This is a genomic window from Enterobacter cloacae complex sp. IR5422, assembly GCF_049238165.1.
Taxonomy (GTDB): Bacteria; Pseudomonadota; Gammaproteobacteria; order Enterobacterales; family Enterobacteriaceae; genus Enterobacter; species Enterobacter roggenkampii.
Genome location: NZ_JBMKHT010000010.1, coordinates 44,113 through 61,675, shown reverse-complemented (window position 1 = coordinate 61,675; position 17,563 = coordinate 44,113). Strand labels below are relative to the sequence as shown.

Sequence of the window (17,563 nt, the reverse complement as noted above, 5' to 3'; positions counted from 1 at the left end):
TAAATACGCGCTACGTCGAGAAAGATTCGATGTTCTGTCAAGGCTTTATCAAGAGGGGAGATTTTCATTATCGGACGGCTGCCAGGGCAACAAAATGCGCACCGCAAGGCCGCCGGTTTCCGGTAATGACGCGCTAATCTCACCCCCATGCGCCTCGCAAATCGCCCGGGCGATGGACAAACCGAGGCCGCTGCCGCCGGAATGCCGCGCGCGGGACTGCTCCTCGCGGCTAAAACGCTTAAACATTTCCGGTAAGAACTGGGGCGACACGCCCGGCCCGTCATCGGTGAATTCGAGGATGTAATGCCCGCTGGCGTAATGCAGCGCCACCTCAAGGTGGCCGCCTTCGCGTCCGTAACGTAGCGCATTTTCCATGAGGATGGTAACGACCTGCCCCATACGGAACGCATCGCCCCGGAAGGGGCTGGTGTGCGGGTTACGCAGCGTTATCCTGAAATGATGCGCATCCGCCTGGGGCATGATCCAGGCAGCCCGCTCCTGAATCAGCTCATCCAGACAGAACGGCTGATCCTCCAGCACAAGGTTACCCGCGTCTGCCAAAGAGAGAAGGTGGAGCTCGTCGGTGAGGCGGTTGAGGTGCTGGAGCTGTTTCATCACCATGCCCAGCTGCGCCGGGCTGGCATCAAACACGCCGTCTAACATGCCCTGCAGACGCCCGATGGCGGCCGTCAGGGGCGAGCGCAGCTCGTGCGCCATCGCGACGTGCGAGGCGCGGAGCTCTTTCTCATAGCGGGCCAGTTGCCCCGTCATGGAGTTAAAGTCCGCCGCAAAGCTGACCATTTCTGCCGGTGCATCCTTGATCAGCTCTGCCTGACGGCCAAACTGCCCTTCGGCGACATCCTTTGCCGCATCGCGAAGGCGGCTGAACTGCAGCGCCAGCGGGCGGGCGTGTTTGAGCCCCATCACCACAATAAACGGGATCATCACCAGCACCAGCAGGGCCACCGTGACCCAGTCCGCTGAGGCGATGGACGGCGTGGAATAGCTCAGGCCCCACCAGGTATCCACAATCGTGTGGAAGCGGGCCGGATTGGCCTGCGGGTTCTGGCTGAGCGTCAGAAACTCCTGCCGGACTGCCGGCGGCATCCTGCCCATGATCCAGTAGTTCTGTACCGCATAGCGCAGCCACATGCAGGTGGCAATGACGATCACGCTGCCGATAGCCAGCGCCAGGATGCGCGCGCAAATCCAGCGCCACAGAGAGGCGTGCCGGTTTTTTATCATGGCTGTCTGAACCTGTAACCCACGCCGCGCACGTTGATCAGCACGCCGGAAATACCCACGGCCTCAAGTTTTTTACGCAGGTTATAAATATGGGTGTCGACAACGCGCTCCAGCGCCTCGCTTTCCGGCAAACAGTGTTCCAGTAAATACTGGCGGGAAAACGGGTGCGCAGGCGAGCGCAGCAGCGTTGCCAGAAGCGAGAATTCCGTTGGCGTAAGATCGAGCATCACAGGTGCGTCGTCGCCGTTGTCCACGCACGCCACAATGGCGGCGACATCCACCGCCAGCGTTTGCCAGCGAAGGATCTTTTCCTCGGTCTCTTTTTTACTGCTGCGCCGCAGCACCGCCTGCACCCGCGCCACCACTTCGCCCGGATGATAAGGCTTCACCACGTAATCATCGGCACCGTAGCGCAGGGCGCCAATGCGATCGGGAGTATCCCCCATGGCCGTGACCATGATCACCGGCACATCGCTTTTACGACGCAGGCCCGCCAGCACCTCGGTGCCGTTAAGTCCCGGCAGCATCACGTCCAGCAGGATGAGGTCGGGCTTCCACCGCTGCGCCATATCCAGCCCGGAAAGACCGTCTCCGGTAATGGTCACGTCGTAATTTTCACGCCGTAAATAGGCTTCGAGCACGCCAGCCGCGTCGGCGTCATCTTCAATAATCAGCACTCTTCTGGATAACATCCGTTCACCTTGACCATTTCTTAACACTATCCCGACGATTCATTGATTCAGCCAAATCATACTGCGCCAACATTGTGTGGCTGTTCCTGTCTCAGGAGACGCCAGCGTCTGTAAGGAGAGCAGTATGATAGCGATAAAAAAAGTCCTGTATATGTCCGTCCCGCTTCTGATGGTCGTGGCATCCGCCGCGCAGGCGGATGATGACACCGCGTCCGATTCCTTAACCGTCGGGCTGGGAGGGCAATATGCCCCGCGTTACTCAGGCTCAGACAAGCAGGTGTGGCAGGTGGTTCCTGTGCTGCAGGGACGCAAAGGTGCTTTCTTTGTTGATGCACAAAAAGGGGCGGGATATGACCTGCAAAACGACAGCGGCTGGTATTTCGAACACACGCTGGGCTACGACCCCGGAAGGGCAGATAAAAATTCTGGCTGGCGCGAGGGGGCAAACAACCTGAAAGGGATGGGGGATATTGATGCCACCCTGAATACCGGCCTTGCCGTGGGCTGGCAGGCTGCGCCATGGCTGAGCATGGAAGGCAAAGCGACGCTGCCGTTAACCGACAGTCAGGGGACAAGCTATCAGGCCTCCGTTACGCTGATCCCGGTACAAAATAACCGGGACACGATAGCCTTTCAGTCTGCGGCCCTGTTTGGCGACAGCCGTTATCTGAATACCTGGTATGGGGTCAGCGAGCAGCAGAGCCGCCGCACCGGCTATCGCCGCTATGCTGCGCCGGGTGGATTTTACGGCGTCGACACCAGCCTGACCTGGAGCCATCAGTTCGATGCTCACTGGGGAACTGTCCTCAGCGCGGACTATACCTGGCTTGGCGACCATGCCAATGATAGCCCGATTGTGATGCGGCGCAATGAGGGGTCTGCAACCGCCGCAATCACCTGGACATTCTAAATTCGCGGATCATGATGTGAGCGAGGGGGCGAGAGGATTACTTCTTCTTATCCATCATCGCCTTTAAATCGGCAAACGGGTTAAACGTGGCGACGCCCACGTCTTTTTGCGCGTCTTCCCCGGCCACCACGGTGGTGCCGTACTGATCCGCTTCGGTGTATTTCGAATGCTCATGATCGTGGCAAAACAGGCACAACAGCTCCCAGTTGCTGCCATCTTCCGGGTTGTTGGTATGGTCGTGATCGATATGGTGAACCGTGAGTTCACGCAGATTGGAATAGACAAACTCGCGCGAGCAGCGTCCACACACCCAGGGATAAATTTTTAATGCTTTTTCGCGATAGCCGCTTTCCAGCCGCGCGTAGTTTTTGGGGATCAAAGCCATTGCCGGTTTTACCTGCCATGAAAAGAGTGGGGAAGAGTATATCCCATAACGTTGCGTCGTGACGAACCCGTCAGTTATGTCAATTTATTTGAACCATTCCGTTAAATAAACGGCATTTATTCTTACCGGGTAATGCGTAAAGTGGACAGAACGCAACGTATTATCAGGACACAGGGTTATGAAAAAGATCGGATTTTTATCCTTTGGTCACTGGACGCCTTCACCGCAGTCCGGCACGCGCTCGGCGGCCGATACGCTGCTGCAGTCCATCGATTTAGCCGTGGCGGCTGAAGAGCTGGGGGCAGACGGCGCGTATTTCCGCGTGCACCACTTCGCCCGACAGCTTAGCTCGCCGTTCCCTCTGCTGGCCGCTATAGGGGCAAAAACAAAAACCATCGAAATTGGCACCGGCGTAATCGACATGCGCTATGAAAATCCGATGTACATGGCCGAAGATGCGGGCGCGGCGGATCTGATTTCCGGCGGTCGCCTGCAGCTGGGCATCAGCCGGGGCTCACCGGAGCAGGTTATTGATGGCTGGCGGCATTTCGGCTATGTCCCGCAGGAAGGGGAAAACGAGTCGGATATGGCGCGTCGTCATACCGAGGTGCTGCTTGATGTGCTGCGCGGGGAAGGGTTTGCAAAACCGAACCCGCAGCCAATGTTCCCGAATCCTCCGGGGCTGCTGCGCCTGGAGCCGTATTCTGAAGGGCTGCGCGAGCGTATCTGGTGGGGCGCCGGTTCAAATGCGACGGCCGTATGGGCCGCAAAGCTGGGAATGAACCTGCAAAGCTCAACCCTGAAGGACGATGAAACCGGTGAGCCGTTCCATATTCAGCAGGCAAAACAGATCCGCGCGTACCGTCAGGCCTGGAAAGAGGCAGGGCACACGCGCGAGCCGCGGGTGTCGGTCAGCCGCAGTATTTTTGCGCTGATGGACGACCGCGACCGGATGTATTTCGGTGCCAGCCGCAACGACAGCGATAGCGTGGGTTATCTTGATGAGAAAACGCGCGCCATCTTCGGGCGCAGCTATGCCGCGGAGCCGGACAAGCTGGTAGAACAGCTGAAAAAGGACGAGGCGATTGCCGAGGCGGATACGCTCTTACTGACCGTACCGAACCAGCTGGGGGTGGATTATAATGCGCACGTGATTGAGTCTATTCTCAAACATGTCGCACCGGCAATGGGCTGGCGCGAGTAGTTCCGCTATCAGCCTTGAGATCGTAATGGAAAACCTGGCCCTCTGGTATCGCCGGTTTGGCGAGCCAGACTCTGTTCTGCAACCTGAAAACGCGCCGCTGGGCGCGCTTGCGCCCGGACAGCTCCGCGTGCGGATGCTGTTTTCTCCGGTCAACGCGTCCGATCTTATCCCCATCACCGGCGCCTATCGCCACAGAACACCCTTACCGGCGGTCGCGGGGTATGAAGGTGTCGGGGTTGTCACCGGGGCGCCCGCCTCGTTTAAGCATCTGGTGGGTAAGCGCGTCCTGCCGCTGCGCGGTCAGGGCACCTGGCAGCGCTATGTGGACTGCCCGGCAGAGTATGCGATACCCGTTCCGGACGCTGTCGACTCGCGCCTGGCCGCGCGGGCCTACATCAACCCGCTGGCGGCGCAGATGATGCTGACCCGCTACCCGCCGCGCGGAAAGCAGGTCTTGCTCACGGCTGCGGGATCCGATTGCGCCATCCTGCTGGGGCAGTGGGCGCGTCAGGCGGGGGCGGAAGCGGTGTACGGCATTCACCGTTCCGCCGTGCATGCTGAACGGCTGGAGGCGATGGGGATCACGCCTGTCGCGCAGCATGACGCGCACAGAATCGGCGCCGTCGCCGCACGCAGCGATATCGTCTACGATGCCACCGGCGGGCCGCTTGCGGAAGCGATCCTCAGCGTGATGCCCGAGCCGGGCATGTTTGTTTGCTACGGGCTGCTGTCCGGGCAAGCCTTCACACAGCGGCGGCCTGCGCCGCGCGTGGCGTGGTTCCATATCCGAAACGGTCTGGATGCGCTCAGCGTTGAGGCGTGGCGCGCAGAGTTCGAGCGCATCTGGCTGAGGTTGCCCGGCAGTGAGTACAGCGACGTTACGGTGTACCCGCTGGCGGAGTGGCGAAGGGCGCTAAGCGCTTATCGTGAAGGTGGAAGGACCCGCAAGCCCCTCCTGTCGATGGCGGAATGACGGCTATTTATGACTCATATCGCTCAGCAGCACGGCGATACTTTGCCCGCCCGCCGTCTGCTCCAGACCAATCTTGACGATGATGGTGAGTGGAACGGAGAGCAGCATCCCGACGGGCCCGAGCAGCCAGCCCCAGAATATCAGGGACAAAAAGACCACCAGCGTGGACAGCCCCAGGCCCCGGCCCATCATGCGCGGTTCCAGTATGTTACCGAACACCAGATTGATGACCAGGTATCCGGCCAGCAGGATCAGCGCGTCATAAAGCCCGCTGAAAACCAGCACCTGAAGGATAGGGGGGATCGCCGCCAGCACGGAGCCGATGTTGGGAATGTAGTTAAGCGCAAACGCCAGTAACCCCCAGACGAACGCAAAGCGGACGTCCAGCGCCAGAAGCATCACCCAGACGACAACGCCCGTCACCAGGCTAATGGCCGTTTTCAGCACCAGATAGCGGGAGACGCTGTCCAGCGCGCGTTGAATCGCCCCCATTCCTTCAACCGGACGGACCATGATCTGCTGCAGCTTTGCCGGCAGCTGGGGCACCTCCAGCAGCATGAACACCACCGTTAAGAACAGCAGGAAAATGGAGGTCATGGCGTTGGAAAGCTGCGTCAGCAGGCTGGTGACGATCGTCATCGCCGCATTGGGGTCGATATATTTCAGGAGTTCCTCAACCGAGACTTCGATCCCCGCGCGCTGCAGCCAGGGCTCCAGCTGCAGCAGGGGGATCGCCAGCGAAGAGCGATATTTCGGCAGCGTTCGCGCCAGTTCATTGAGCGAGGTGCCCAGATAAGCGACCAGCAGCACCATCGCCACAATAATGATGCTGATAAGCAGCGTGATGGCCAGCACGCGCGGGATGCGCAGCCGCGTCATGCGCTGCACCAGCGGGTTGAGGATCACCGCAATAAACAGGGCCAGAATAAAGGGCACAATAATGTCGGCGGCAAAGCGCACGCCTGTCAATATGATCACCAGCATGCCCAGCATGATGACAATTTTTAACCCGTTCAGGGTAATGATGGGTTTAGCCATGGTGACTCCGCAATTTTCGTTATTTTTATAATAAAGGCGAAAGGCGTTGCAATAAACTAACCAAAATCAAACGGGGTGGGTAAAGAATTGCAAAGACTTTGAGTAAAATCCTGGCTTATGGTACAAATTCGGTGTGTTTAACTACCGAGGACAATTTTCATCCGCAAAGACGAGAAGCAACAACGCGGATAATTGTAATTTTATGGACAATATGTTCAGGACGTACTCTTCAAACAATACTGCTGTATACTCCACCTCTTTCTGCCTGCTTTCTGGTGAGCAACACTGGCGCACCGCACTCTAGTCATTTCTTCTGCCTGAGCTGGCGCTAAGCGCTTAGCTGACTGATTTCAATTCGTATTTTTGGGTTTGCTGCACGCAGCGGGCCACGATGGATTATATTCTCAAGCAGGAGAAAAAGATGTTTTACTGGATTTTATTAGCACTGGCTATTATTGCTGAAATTACCGGCACGCTGTCGATGAAGTGGGCAAGCGTCAGCGATGGCAATACTGGTTTTATTTTGATGCTGGTGATGATTTCGCTTTCTTATATTTTCCTCTCATTTGCGGTGAAAAAAATTGCGCTGGGCGTCGCGTATGCCCTGTGGGAAGGGATCGGTATTTTGTTGATTACGCTGTTCAGCGTTCTGATATTTGACGAAACATTAACAACAATGAAGGTCGCCGGATTAACGACGCTGGTCGCGGGTATTGTGCTGATTAAATCAGGTACCCGTAAGCCGTCTAAAGTGCAGAAGGAGCAGAACCATGCAACAGTTTGAGTGGGTTCATGCGGCCTGGCTGGGGTTCGCCATCGTGCTGGAAATTCTGGCGAACGTTCTGCTGAAATTCTCCGATGGTTTTCGCCGTAAGCTCTACGGCCTGATGTCGATTGCCGCGGTTCTGGGCGCGTTCAGCGCGCTGTCCCAGGCGGTAAAAGGGATTGACCTTTCGGTGGCCTATGCGCTGTGGGGCGGTTTTGGTATCGCCGCCACGCTGGCCGCAGGCTGGGTGCTCTTCGGTCAGCGTTTAAATAACAAGGGCTGGATGGGACTCATCTTGCTGCTTGCCGGTATGATTATGATAAAACTCGCCTGACGCTCATAAAGCCATCCTTTACAGGCAGCGAAATTCGCTGCCTGTATTACGCTTAGAAAAGCAAAACCCTGAAGAGGATGGCGGATGTATCGCACATTAAGCTGGCGCAATATTCCCACCGCGAGAACGTTGTTTGCCATGGTCTTTATGGCGGGCATCGGCTTAATCATCTCCGTCGTCGCACTCCTCTATCTTTCCCTGCATCTTATCAGCACCAAAACTAATGAAATTGATGAACACCGCGCGGCGCTTTCCGTACAGGGGGCCATTCAGACATCGGTCAACCGCGTCTCCTCGCTGGTGCTGGATAACGCCGTCTGGGACGATGCGGTGCGGGAGGCCTACCGTCCCACGCTCGATACCAACTGGTTGTATAACACCTGGGGCGCCGGCTTTAAAATCAACAACCTCTATGATGGCACCTTCGTGCTTGATGAGCATTTCAACGTCATCTGGGGATCGTTTCAAAGTCAGCCATTTCAGGAGACGAATCTCGATTTTTTCGGCAAGGGGCTGAAAGCCCTGATTGCTCAGCACGCGCGCGCCTTATCAGGCGATAAAAATATCTATGCCGGGATCAGCAAAACGCGAAGCGGCGTCGCCTTTGTGGGCATTGGGCTGATTCGCCCGATGGTCGGAAGATTACAGGTTACCGACGGAACGCGCCGCTATCTGGTAATCACCCGTCATCTGAACGCCAGAATTTTATCCGACCTGGGGTCGACCTTTCAGATCGATAACCTGCACTTTACGCCGGATAAAATTAACGAGCTGAGTATGCCGCTGCGCAGTTCGGCAGGGGAGCTGCTGGGCTATCTTAACTGGCAGGCACGGCTTCCGGGAGCGCAGGCCGCACGGGCGGCATCCTCTGATATCACCCAGATTGTCGTGCTGGCATCGGCCCTGATCCTGCTCTTTATTCTGGTGAGCAGCGTGGGGCTGTACAAGCTTGCGCGCGGAGAAAGCCAGGCGCGTCTGGTGGCCAGAACGGACTGGCTAAGCCATCTGCCGAACCGGCGAGCGCTCATCGAGGCGCTGGATCGGGTGAGCTTACGCGGAGATATCGACGTCAAAAGCGTGGTGTTTATCGATCTGGATGGCTTTAAAGACGTGAATGACATCTACGGCCACAGCGTGGGTGACGATCTCATTGTGGCGATTGCGAAAACGCTGAGTGAACGCGTGCCGCCGGGGGGAATGCTGGCGCGTATGGGCGGGGATGAGTTTGCCATGACAATCGGCGGTGATAAGGCAGAGACACAGGCCACCGCTTTTGCCGTGTCGGTGCTGGATTCTCTCTCCAACCCGATTCAGCTGGGGGAACGCACCATCCATATCGGGGCCAGTATCGGGATCGCCAGCGGAACCCTGATTGAATGCACCAGCTCCGAGCTGTTTCGTCGCGCCGATATTGCCATGTACCATGCCAAAATGAGCGGGAAAGGGCGTATCACCCACTACGACGCCGAGCTGAACAGCGCCCGTGAGCGCAAGCTGGCGATTGAGAATCAGATCCGTAACGGTCTGGAGCGCGATGAGTTTGAGGTCTGGTATCAGCCGATTATTGACGCCCGCAGCCAGAAAATGAGCAGCGTCGAAGCGTTAGTCCGCTGGCCGCGTCGCCCGGAAGGGCCGCTGGGCCCGGATACCTTCATCGCCATCGCTGAGACGAGCGGTCTGATTTACAAACTGGGCCAGTTTGTGTTGCAGCGCGCCTGTCAGGATCTCCAGCCGTACGGTGACTTAACGCTTTCCGTTAATATTTCTCCCGCACAATTCCGCGATCCCGCCTTCGAAGACAAAGTGGCCAGCGTGCTGGAGACCACCCATTTTCCTGCCAACCGACTGCAGCTGGAGGTCACGGAGTCTTATGTGCTCGAAAACCCGGAGCGTGCCCGCATGGCGATAGCCAATCTTAAAGCGCTGGGCACCGCGGTGGCGCTGGACGACTTTGGCACCGGCTATTCCAGCATTGGCTATTTGCGGCGTTTTAACTTCGACACCATCAAGATTGATAAATCCCTGGCCGGGCTGGTGGACCACGATGAACAGGCGGCCGCGCTGGTGAGCGGCACGGTGCGGATCGCCAACGCGCTGGGGATGGCGGTGGTCGCCGAAGGGGTCGAAACCGAAAGACAAATGAAACTGCTGCGGCTGGCTGGCTGCGATCAACTGCAGGGTTTCTGGTTCAGCCAGCCGATGCCGATTGAGTCAATCAGGGCACTACATCAGGTCAGACGATGCTGATTTACTGCTGCGCCAGCGCTTCCAGCTTGTCGCGAAAACCGGTCACGGACAAGGCCCGGTTATCGGCCCGCCAGCGATCTTTCGCCGCCGGTGCAGAGCTCTGCACGCCAATCAACTGCCAGCCGTTATCTGTTTTCAGCATCAGCGGTGAACCACTGTCGCCCGGCAACGTATCACACTGGTGCGAGAGTACGCTGGTTTGCGCCCAGCCCGTCACAATACAGTCGGTGTGGGTGTAAAGGGTATCCAGATGGTCGACAGGATAGCCGGACTGCGTCACCTTCCGGTCGGCGGCTTTCAGCGCGGCGGTGAGTGCGTCTTTATCGCCGTCAAATAATGGCAGCGGCGTAATGCCGGAAGGGGGGTAGCGTAAAACGATCAGGCCAAAGTCCCATGAGGCGGCCGCCGGTGGCACGATCCAGCCGTCACCATCCGGTTTCAGCCGTTTGCCGAGAGACGGATCGACCCGGCCTTCAATGCCGTGGATTTCATAGCGCCAGGTCCCTTTTTGCGACACAAACCGCAAGGCCACCGCTTTATCCGGCTTGCCGTTTGGTGGCGTTAACAGACAGTGACCTGCCGTCAGGGCAAGCTGAGGGGTGATCAAGGTCGCAGTACATAAGTTACCGCTGGCGGTTTCCAGTTGACCTATAGCATCCCAGGGCGCCTGGGTGGGATCGGCGACGCGCGTACGGTCGTCATGATTGAAAAAAAGCGTCTTTAGCTCTTTCGCGCTAATGGTGTCATCACCGCCATCATCCGCATGTGAGAATCCAGAAAAAAGACCAAACGTTCCCAGTAACAACACAACAGATTTACGCATATCTCACTCTGGTGGGGGTAATTATGATTATTAAAAGTGAACCCTATGAAAATACTATAGACGGGACAGCGCTAAAGTGGGAGTAAAATCAGCGTGCTACATTCAGGAAAGATAAAAATGGCTGGCGATGAGCGCGCATAAAATAAGCAGGATCAGAATCAGCTCAAACCGATAGCGCCGCAGCATACGCCCTCCGGATAAAAAAAACGGCGCGGAACCTGCTCCGGTTCAGCGCCGGTTTACCAACGTGCCCCGAAGGGCACGGTTTAGCTTGTACTCTTACGCAGCTGGCTGTGCAGCTGGTTTAGCAGCTTCGTGTTTTACTGCTTTTTTGTGATGCTTTTTAGCAGCCTGGGCTTTCTGCTCTACAGCCGGTTTGGTCGCTTTTTTGTGGTGCTTTTTAGCAGCCTGGGCTTTCTGCTCTGCAGCTGGTTTGGTCGCTTTTTTGTGGTGCTTTTTAGCGGCCTGGGCTTTTTGCTCTGCAGCCGGTTTAGCGGCTTTATGATGTTTCTTGTGATGGACAGTTTTTGCTGGCGCCGCGGTGGTCGTTGCAGCAGGTGCCGCAGCAGCCGGTGCAGCAGTGGTTTCAGCAGCGAACGCAGCAGAAGACAGACCCATAGCAGCGGCAACAACCAGAGCTAATACTTTTTTCATGTTCATACCCTCGAATTTGGTTTTTCATTTAACCCCACTGCGGGGCCGTTGAAATAACTATATCCCTGTAAATTCGGGGTTTCCGTGAGTGATTGGTATCGGCGTGTAACCATATGTACATTGCCGGCGTCCTGCACAGACGGCTCCCTCTCCCATGAGGGTGTACGGGCTGGGGTGAGGGGGAACATACGGCTTCTCTACCTGAGGTCCCTCATCCCCGGCCAAACAGATTACAAATAACGGGAGGTCAGATGCTCGCGGAAGTAACGGATATTCAGATCTTCACCCGTCGCCTGGGTGATTAACTGCGACGTGCTGAATCGACTGCCGTGCTGCCAGATGTTCTGACGCAGCCACTCAAAGAGTGCGGAAAAATCGCCCTCAGCGATGGAGGCCTGCAGACCCGGAAGCGCCGTTTTGGCGGCGTGGAACAGCTGTGCGGCATACATGGCCCCCAGCGTATAGGATGGGAAGTAGCCAAAACCGCCGTCAGTCCAGTGGATATCCTGCATGCAGCCGTTGCGGTAGTTGTCTTTGGTGGATAACCCGAGCCAGGCCTGCATTTTCTCGTCCCACAGGGCAGGGATATCGTCCACTTCGATCTCGCCGTTGATCAGCGCGCGCTCAATCTCATAGCGCAGCACCACGTGTGCCGGGTAGCTCACTTCGTCCGCATCGACGCGGATATAGCCCGGCTTCACGCGCTGGTTCCAGGCAATAAAGTTCTCTTCGCTGAACGCCGCCTGGCTGCCAAAGCGGGCGTGCACCGCAGGGAGAAGATGTTTGAGGAAGGCTTCACTGCGTCCCAGCTGCATCTCAAAGAACAGGCTCTGGGATTCGTGGATCGCGGTTGAGCGGGCGAGGGCAATCGGCTGTCCTGCCCATGCGCGCGGCAGGTTTTGTTCGTAGCGCGCGTGTCCGGTTTCGTGGATCACGCCAAACAGCGCGCTGAGCAGTTCATCCTCGTCGTAGCGCGTGGTGATGCGCACGTCTTCCGGTACGCCGCCGCAGAACGGGTGCGCACTCACGTCGAGGCGACCGCCGTTAAAATCGAAGCCGAGCATTTTCATGGCTTCCAGGCCCAGTTCGCGCTGTGTTGCGGTCGGGAACGGGCCCTGAGGAGGAACAAACGAACGTTGCGCCTGCTTTTCCACGACGTTTGCCAGCAGGTCCGGCAGCCAGGATTTCATATCGCCGAACAGAGCGTCCAGACGGGCGCTGGTCATGTCGGGCTCAAAAATATCCAGCAGCGCGTCGTACGGCGTACAGCCTTTGGCTTCCGCCCGCAGGCGCGCCTCTTCACGGCTGAGTTTGACCACCTCTTTCAGGTTGGCGGAAAAGCCCTGCCAGTCGTTGGCGGGACGCTGCGTGCGCCAGGCGTGCTCGCACCTGCTGCCCGCCAGGGATTTGGCTTCCACCAGCGATTCCGGCAGCAGGGTTGCCTGCTGGTAGTGGCGCGTCATTTCGCGCAGGTTGGCCTGTTCGACGTCATTCAGATCTTCACCTGCCGCCGCCGCTAACAGGTCGCCGACTTTTTTATCGGTCAGGATCTGGTGCTGCAGGACGCTCATCTCCGCCAGCGCCTCGCCGCGCGCGGCGCTGCCGCCGGGCGGCATCATGGTGAACATGTCCCAGCTGGCGATGGAGGTAAGGTGCGAGAAGCGGGAGAGACGCTGGAAGGTTTTAGTAAGCGATAGATAGGAATAATTATTTTTCATTCTACGTTCTCGTTGTGTTTGAGGCTCTTAACGAGCATACAGAGGTCCAGATCTGATTAAAACAGATGTTTCTTACTCAAATGTTGTTGATGCTTCTTAACGTTTTAAATTGGTAATGTGAATAATCATGATTATTTGCATTGACCGTATGAATTATTTGAAAGTTGAAGATAGCTCTTAGAGTCAAATATGGAAATGCACATAAGAATATTCTTATGCCGACGCGATTTTCATAGCGTCAAAGTCAACTAATAGGCAACTTTTATAATGGTTAAATTTATTTTATGCTCGATTTCAGTGGCTTTACTAGCTGGCTGCGCGATGCAACCCGTTCCTTCTCAGTATAGAAATGCTACAGTTACGCTTGTTGGGCACAGTAAGGCAGAAGCAATGACTGATTTAGGGATACCAACACGAACAATGCCCGTCAATGGGAGCCAGACAATGTATCAGTGGGACAGCAATCAAGGTACAACATCTGCTGGTTTGTTTAGCACTGATACCAATGCTGTGGCGGTCGGTAGTTCCACTTATCAGGGATATGGTAACGGTTTCTCCGGAGGGGCGGTTGGAACATCTAACACCACTGGTAATTATGATAGTGCTACAGCTACTCATATCTGTGCATTGTCATTACTAATTGATAATAAAACTGATAAAGTACTTTCAGGTACATTCAATGGAACTGTTGATGATGCTTGCATGAGCCATTTCAGCAATGTTATTACATTAGATCCTAATGCGGTTAATGCGAATAAAGCAGCGATAATGCATAACCAACATGTGAAAGAGGCTAAAGCAGTAGTTGGTGTTTTGGCTATTGTTGGCGCAGGTGTTGCCGCTTACAATAATCGCTGATTTAATCCACATAAAACGAAAGGCCGTTTATTTCGGCCTTTCGTTTTATGCAATATCGGCTTTTCAATACAATGTTAATGCAGACGTTTATGCAGGCTTCCCCCCACCAGCAACGCCGCGCACAGCATCAACGCAATAAACCCGCCCACGCCGTTCCAGCCGTAGTTATGCCAGAACACGCCGCCGAGCGTCCCGGCGATGCTGGACCCCAGGTAATAGCTAAACAGATAAAGAGACGATGCCTGACCTTTGGCGCGACGCGCGCGTGGGCCTATCCAGCTGCTGGCGACCGAGTGGGCGGCGAAGAAACCCGCGGAGAAGAGCAGCATGCCGGCAAAAATCAGCCACAGGGAGGAGAACAGCGTCAGCAGCAGGCCGACCAGCATCACCGATGTGAAGAACAGCATGACCGGGCCGCGGCCATAGCGGGCGGTCATTGCCCCGGCCTTTGGTGAACTCCACGTTCCGGTCAAATACGCAACCGAGAGTAAACCGACAAGAGCCTGGCTCAGATGCCACGGCGAGAGCATCAGGCGATAGCCAATATAGTTAAACAGCGTGACGAACGAGCCCATCAGCAGGAAGCCGGTCAGGAACAGGCGCGGCAGCCCCTTGTCGCGCCAGTGCAGGCGGAAGTTGATAAACAGCGTTTTCGGGCGCAGCGATGTCGGGCGGAAATGACGCGATTCCGGCAGAATTTTCCAGAACATCAGGGCAGAAGCCAGTGCGAAACAGCCGATGACCGCCAGCGCAATACGCCAGCTAAAGAAGTCCGTGAATACCCCGCTCAGCAGACGTCCGCTCATCCCGCCAATCGAGTTCCCGCTGATGTATAGCCCCATAGAGAAGGCAACAAAGCTCGGGTGGATCTCCTCGCTGAGGTAGGTCATCCCGACCGCCGCCACGCCGCTGAGCGAGAGCCCAATCAGCGCGCGCATCACCAGAATGCCGTGCCAGCTGGTCATCATGGTCGAGAGTAGCGTACAAACCGAGGCCAGCATCAGCGCGGTTACCATCACCTGTTTACGGCCGATGGCGTCGGACAGCGGCCCGGTAAAGAGCAGGCCAATCGCCAGCATGCCGGTTGAAATAGAGAGGGATACGCTGCTGCTGGCGGGTGAAACGCCAAACTCATGGGAGAGCACGGGCAGGATCGGCTGAACGCAATAGAGCAGGGCGAAGGTCGCCAGACCGGCGGAGAAGAGCGCCAGCGTGACGCGCATAAATTGGGGGGTACCACGTTTAATGAACTGAACCGGCTGCGATGTTGCAGGTAAATCATCGATATCGCTCGCCGGATCGATATCAATGGCAGTTGTACGACTCACACAGTTTCCTTGCTTAAACATCCCCGTGATTTCTGGTGACGGGTATGACCACCTGATAAGGGTAGGAAAATGTAAATATTCTGTCTAATATATTAATAATCTCAAATGATACTTTAGAAATATGAATATCGAGCTGCGTCATCTCCGCTATTTTGTCGCCGTCGCCGAAGAGCTGCATTTTGGCCGCGCGGCGGCGCGGCTGAACATCTCTCAGCCGCCCTTAAGCCAGCAGATTCAGATCCTGGAGCAGCAGGTCGGGGCGCGCCTGCTGGCCCGCACCAACCGCAGCGTGAGCCTGACGGCGGCGGGTAAGCAGTTTCTCATCGACAGCCGACAAATTCTGAGCATGGTCGAGGATGCCGCCGCCCGGGCAGAACGGCTCTATCTCGGGGAGGCCGGAGAGTTGCGCATCGGGTTTACCTCGTCCGCACCGTTTATCAGCGCCGTCTCGGAAACCCTGTCGTCATTCCGTCGCCATTTCCCGGATGTTCATATTCAAACGCGCGAGATCAACACCCGCGAGCAGATCGCGCCGCTCAATGAAGGTTCGCTGGATCTGGGGCTTATGCGTAATACCCAGCTGCCGGACTCGCTGGCGTGGGAGGTGATCCTGCGCGAGCCGCTGATGGCCATGATCCCGCACGATCACCCGCTGGCGTCGCGTCCGGCGGTTTCACTGGCAGAGCTGGCAAACGAGCCGTTTGTCTTTTTTGACCCGCAGGTCGGAACGGGTCTGTATGACGATATCCTGGGGCTGATGCGCCGCTACGATCTTGCCCCGGTCATCACCCAGGAAGTCGGGGAAGCGATGACCATTATCGGCCTGGTCGCCGCCGGGCTGGGGGTGTCTATTCTTCCGGCCTCCTTTAAACGGGTACAACTGCGCGAAATGCGCTGGGTGACCATCGCCGAAGAGGATGCCGTTTCAGAGATGTGGCTGGTCTGGGCAAAACATCGCGAACAGAGCCATGCCGCAGAGCGCTTCAAACAGCAGTTGATGAACGCCTCCTCCGGGCGGCATTTTCAGGGAAAAGTGGGCAAAAATGTGCAGTAAATCACATGGCTAAGTAAATATTTGACGGCAGCCCTGCAAGTGCTTCACCATAGCCAACAGTTTATTTCGAAGCTCGAAAATAAGGGAGTACGAGGTGGTCGCTGATAGTCAGCCAGGGCATATTGATCAGATTAAGCAGACCAACGTTGGCGCGGTGTATCGCCTGATTGATCAGCTTGGTCCGGTTTCGCGTATCGATCTTTCGCGCCTGGCACAGCTGGCACCCGCCAGTATTACCAAGATTGTCCGCGAGATGCTGGAAGCGCACCTGGTTCAGGAGACGGAAATTCAGGAGCCGGGCAGCCGTGGCCGTCCGGCGGTCGGACTGGTGGTGGAGACGGAAGCCTGGCACTACCTGTCGCTGCGCATCAGCCGGGGGGAGATCTTCCTTGCGCTGCGCGATCTCAGCAGCAAGCTGGTGGTGGAAGACCGTCTTGATCTGCCGCTCAACGCTGAGGAACCGCTCCTCGACGCGATTGTTTCGCATATCGATCGCTTCTTTATTCGTCACCAGCAGAAGCTTGAACGCTTAACGGCGATTGCCATCACCATGCCGGGGATTATTGATACCGAAAATGGCATTGTTCACCGCATGCCGTTTTACGACGATGTTAAAGAGATGCCGCTGGGCGAAGTGCTGAAAAACCATACCGGCGTGCCGGTCTATATTCAGCATGACATCAGCGCCTGGACCATGGCGGAGGCGCTGTTCGGCGCGTCACGCGGGGCGAGGGATGTGATTCAGGTGGTTATCGATCATAACGTCGGGGCAGGCGTCATTACTGATGGACGTCTTCTCCACGCCGGAAGCAGCAGTCTGGTGGAAATTGGCCATACCCAGGTCGACCCATACGGCAAGCGCTGCTACTGCGGGAACCACGGCTGTCTGGAGACCATTGCCAGCGTGGAAAGCGTGCTGGAGCTGGCGCAGGTCAGGCTCAGTCAGTCCATGAGCTCCTCGCTGCACGGACAACCCCTCACGGTGGATTCTCTCTGCGCCGCGGCGCGTCAGGGCGATCTGCTGGCGAAGGACATCATTACCGGGGTGGGGAATAACGTTGGCCGCATTCTGGCGATTATGGTGAACCTCTTCAACCCGCAAAAAATCCTTATTGGCTCACCGCTGAGCCAGGCGGCGGAGATCCTCTTCCCGGCGATTACGGCCTGTATTCAGCAGCAGTCGCTTCCCGCCTACAGCCGGAACATTGCGGTAGAAAGTACCCAGTTTTCCAATCAGGGCACGATGGCCGGCGCCGCGCTGGTCAAAGATGCCATGTATAACGGCTCGCTGTTGATCCGCCTGTTACAGGGTTAACTCTTTTTTGCAGATGTAA

At 56.5% G+C, this 17,563-nt stretch carries 18 protein-coding genes; 10 read left to right on the top strand and 8 right to left on the bottom strand.

Annotation, left to right across the window (positions count from 1 at the left end; all coding sequences use genetic code 11):
* Positions 1-48: 48 nt before the first annotated feature.
* Positions 49-1,245, bottom strand: a complete 1,197-nt coding sequence (locus ACOTXT_RS07385; RefSeq protein ID WP_055322331.1) for a sensor histidine kinase — start codon at positions 1,243-1,245, stop codon at positions 49-51.
* Positions 1,242-1,937 carry a response regulator gene (locus ACOTXT_RS07380; RefSeq protein WP_008500520.1) on the bottom strand — a complete coding sequence of 232 codons (696 nt, stop codon included), beginning with the start codon at positions 1,935-1,937 and terminating at the stop codon, positions 1,242-1,244. Before ACOTXT_RS07380 ends, ACOTXT_RS07385 begins: the two co-directional genes overlap by 4 nt.
* Before the next feature lie 124 nt (positions 1,938-2,061).
* On the opposite strand from ACOTXT_RS07380, the gene ACOTXT_RS07375 reads away from it, so the two are divergent.
* Complete coding sequence (locus tag ACOTXT_RS07375) at positions 2,062-2,847, top strand: MipA/OmpV family protein (protein ID WP_150148878.1); 786 nt, start codon at positions 2,062-2,064, stop codon at positions 2,845-2,847.
* A gap of 37 nt (positions 2,848-2,884) precedes the next feature.
* Here the strand turns inward: ACOTXT_RS07375 and yajD are convergent, their stop codons facing one another.
* Positions 2,885-3,232 (bottom strand): HNH nuclease YajD, encoded by a 348-nt coding sequence (gene yajD, locus ACOTXT_RS07370; protein WP_003857471.1) that lies wholly within the window; start codon positions 3,230-3,232, stop codon positions 2,885-2,887.
* Positions 3,233-3,410: 178 nt separating this feature from the next.
* On the opposite strand from yajD, the gene ACOTXT_RS07365 reads away from it, so the two are divergent.
* Both ACOTXT_RS07365 and ACOTXT_RS07360 read left to right on the top strand, forming a co-directional pair.
* Positions 3,411-4,436, top strand: coding sequence for an LLM class flavin-dependent oxidoreductase (locus ACOTXT_RS07365; protein ID WP_025911482.1), 1,026 nt, complete (start codon positions 3,411-3,413; stop codon positions 4,434-4,436).
* Positions 4,437-4,461: 25 nt separating this feature from the next.
* Positions 4,462-5,409 (top strand): zinc-dependent alcohol dehydrogenase family protein, encoded by a 948-nt coding sequence (locus ACOTXT_RS07360; protein ID WP_248210661.1) that lies wholly within the window; start codon positions 4,462-4,464, stop codon positions 5,407-5,409.
* Between the two features lie 3 nt (positions 5,410-5,412).
* Here the strand turns inward: ACOTXT_RS07360 and ACOTXT_RS07355 are convergent, their stop codons facing one another.
* Entirely contained in the window at positions 5,413-6,447 is a 1,035-nt protein-coding gene (locus ACOTXT_RS07355; protein WP_023617736.1) for an AI-2E family transporter, read from the bottom strand.
* A gap of 133 nt (positions 6,448-6,580) precedes the next feature.
* On the opposite strand from ACOTXT_RS07355, the gene ACOTXT_RS07350 reads away from it, so the two are divergent.
* From ACOTXT_RS07350 to ACOTXT_RS07335, 4 genes are all read left to right on the top strand, one after another.
* Positions 6,581-6,751, top strand: a complete 171-nt coding sequence (locus ACOTXT_RS07350; protein WP_085930315.1) for a hypothetical protein — start codon at positions 6,581-6,583, stop codon at positions 6,749-6,751.
* A 117-nt stretch (positions 6,752-6,868) separates the two neighbouring features.
* Complete coding sequence (gene mdtJ / locus ACOTXT_RS07345; RefSeq protein WP_008502463.1) at positions 6,869-7,231, top strand: multidrug/spermidine efflux SMR transporter subunit MdtJ; 363 nt, start codon at positions 6,869-6,871, stop codon at positions 7,229-7,231.
* Entirely contained in the window at positions 7,218-7,547 is a 330-nt protein-coding gene (mdtI, locus tag ACOTXT_RS07340) for a multidrug/spermidine efflux SMR transporter subunit MdtI (RefSeq protein WP_008502462.1), read from the top strand. Before mdtJ ends, mdtI begins: the two co-directional genes overlap by 14 nt.
* An 84-nt stretch (positions 7,548-7,631) precedes the next feature.
* Positions 7,632-9,794: a bifunctional diguanylate cyclase/phosphodiesterase gene (locus tag ACOTXT_RS07335; protein ID WP_159125029.1), complete on the top strand. Its 2,163-nt coding sequence runs from the start codon at positions 7,632-7,634 to the stop codon at positions 9,792-9,794.
* A 1-nt stretch (position 9,795) separates the two neighbouring features.
* On the opposite strand, the gene ACOTXT_RS07330 is transcribed toward ACOTXT_RS07335, so the two are convergent.
* From ACOTXT_RS07330 to ACOTXT_RS07320, 3 genes are all read right to left on the bottom strand, one after another.
* A complete protein-coding gene (locus ACOTXT_RS07330; RefSeq protein WP_008502460.1) occupies positions 9,796-10,617 on the bottom strand; it encodes a trypsin-like serine peptidase in 822 nt (273 codons plus the stop codon).
* 279 nt (positions 10,618-10,896) lie between these two features.
* A complete protein-coding gene (gene asr / locus ACOTXT_RS07325) occupies positions 10,897-11,271 on the bottom strand; it encodes an acid resistance repetitive basic protein Asr (protein ID WP_021241183.1) in 375 nt (124 codons plus the stop codon).
* A 230-nt stretch (positions 11,272-11,501) separates the two neighbouring features.
* Positions 11,502-12,989: a carboxypeptidase M32 gene (locus ACOTXT_RS07320; RefSeq protein WP_333163853.1), complete on the bottom strand. Its 1,488-nt coding sequence runs from the start codon at positions 12,987-12,989 to the stop codon at positions 11,502-11,504.
* A gap of 390 nt (positions 12,990-13,379) precedes the next feature.
* Between ACOTXT_RS07320 and ACOTXT_RS07315 the strand changes: the two genes are divergently transcribed.
* The gene (locus ACOTXT_RS07315; RefSeq protein ID WP_129344196.1) at positions 13,380-13,847 is read left to right on the top strand and encodes a hypothetical protein; all 468 of its coding nucleotides are present in this window, start codon (positions 13,380-13,382) and stop codon (positions 13,845-13,847) included.
* A gap of 74 nt (positions 13,848-13,921) precedes the next feature.
* Here ACOTXT_RS07315 and ACOTXT_RS07310 read toward each other — a convergent pair whose 3' ends face one another.
* Entirely contained in the window at positions 13,922-15,175 is a 1,254-nt protein-coding gene (locus ACOTXT_RS07310) for an MFS transporter (RefSeq protein WP_333163858.1), read from the bottom strand.
* Positions 15,176-15,296: 121 nt separating this feature from the next.
* Here ACOTXT_RS07310 and ACOTXT_RS07305 point away from each other — a divergent pair, with 121 nt between their 5' ends.
* Together ACOTXT_RS07305 and mlc are read left to right on the top strand one after the other, a co-directional pair.
* A complete protein-coding gene (locus tag ACOTXT_RS07305; protein ID WP_333163861.1) occupies positions 15,297-16,229 on the top strand; it encodes a LysR family transcriptional regulator in 933 nt (310 codons plus the stop codon).
* Positions 16,230-16,323: 94 nt separating this feature from the next.
* Positions 16,324-17,544 carry a sugar metabolism global transcriptional regulator Mlc gene (gene mlc / locus ACOTXT_RS07300; protein ID WP_421625298.1) on the top strand — a complete coding sequence of 407 codons (1,221 nt, stop codon included), beginning with the start codon at positions 16,324-16,326 and terminating at the stop codon, positions 17,542-17,544.
* Positions 17,545-17,563: the final 19 nt, after the last annotated feature.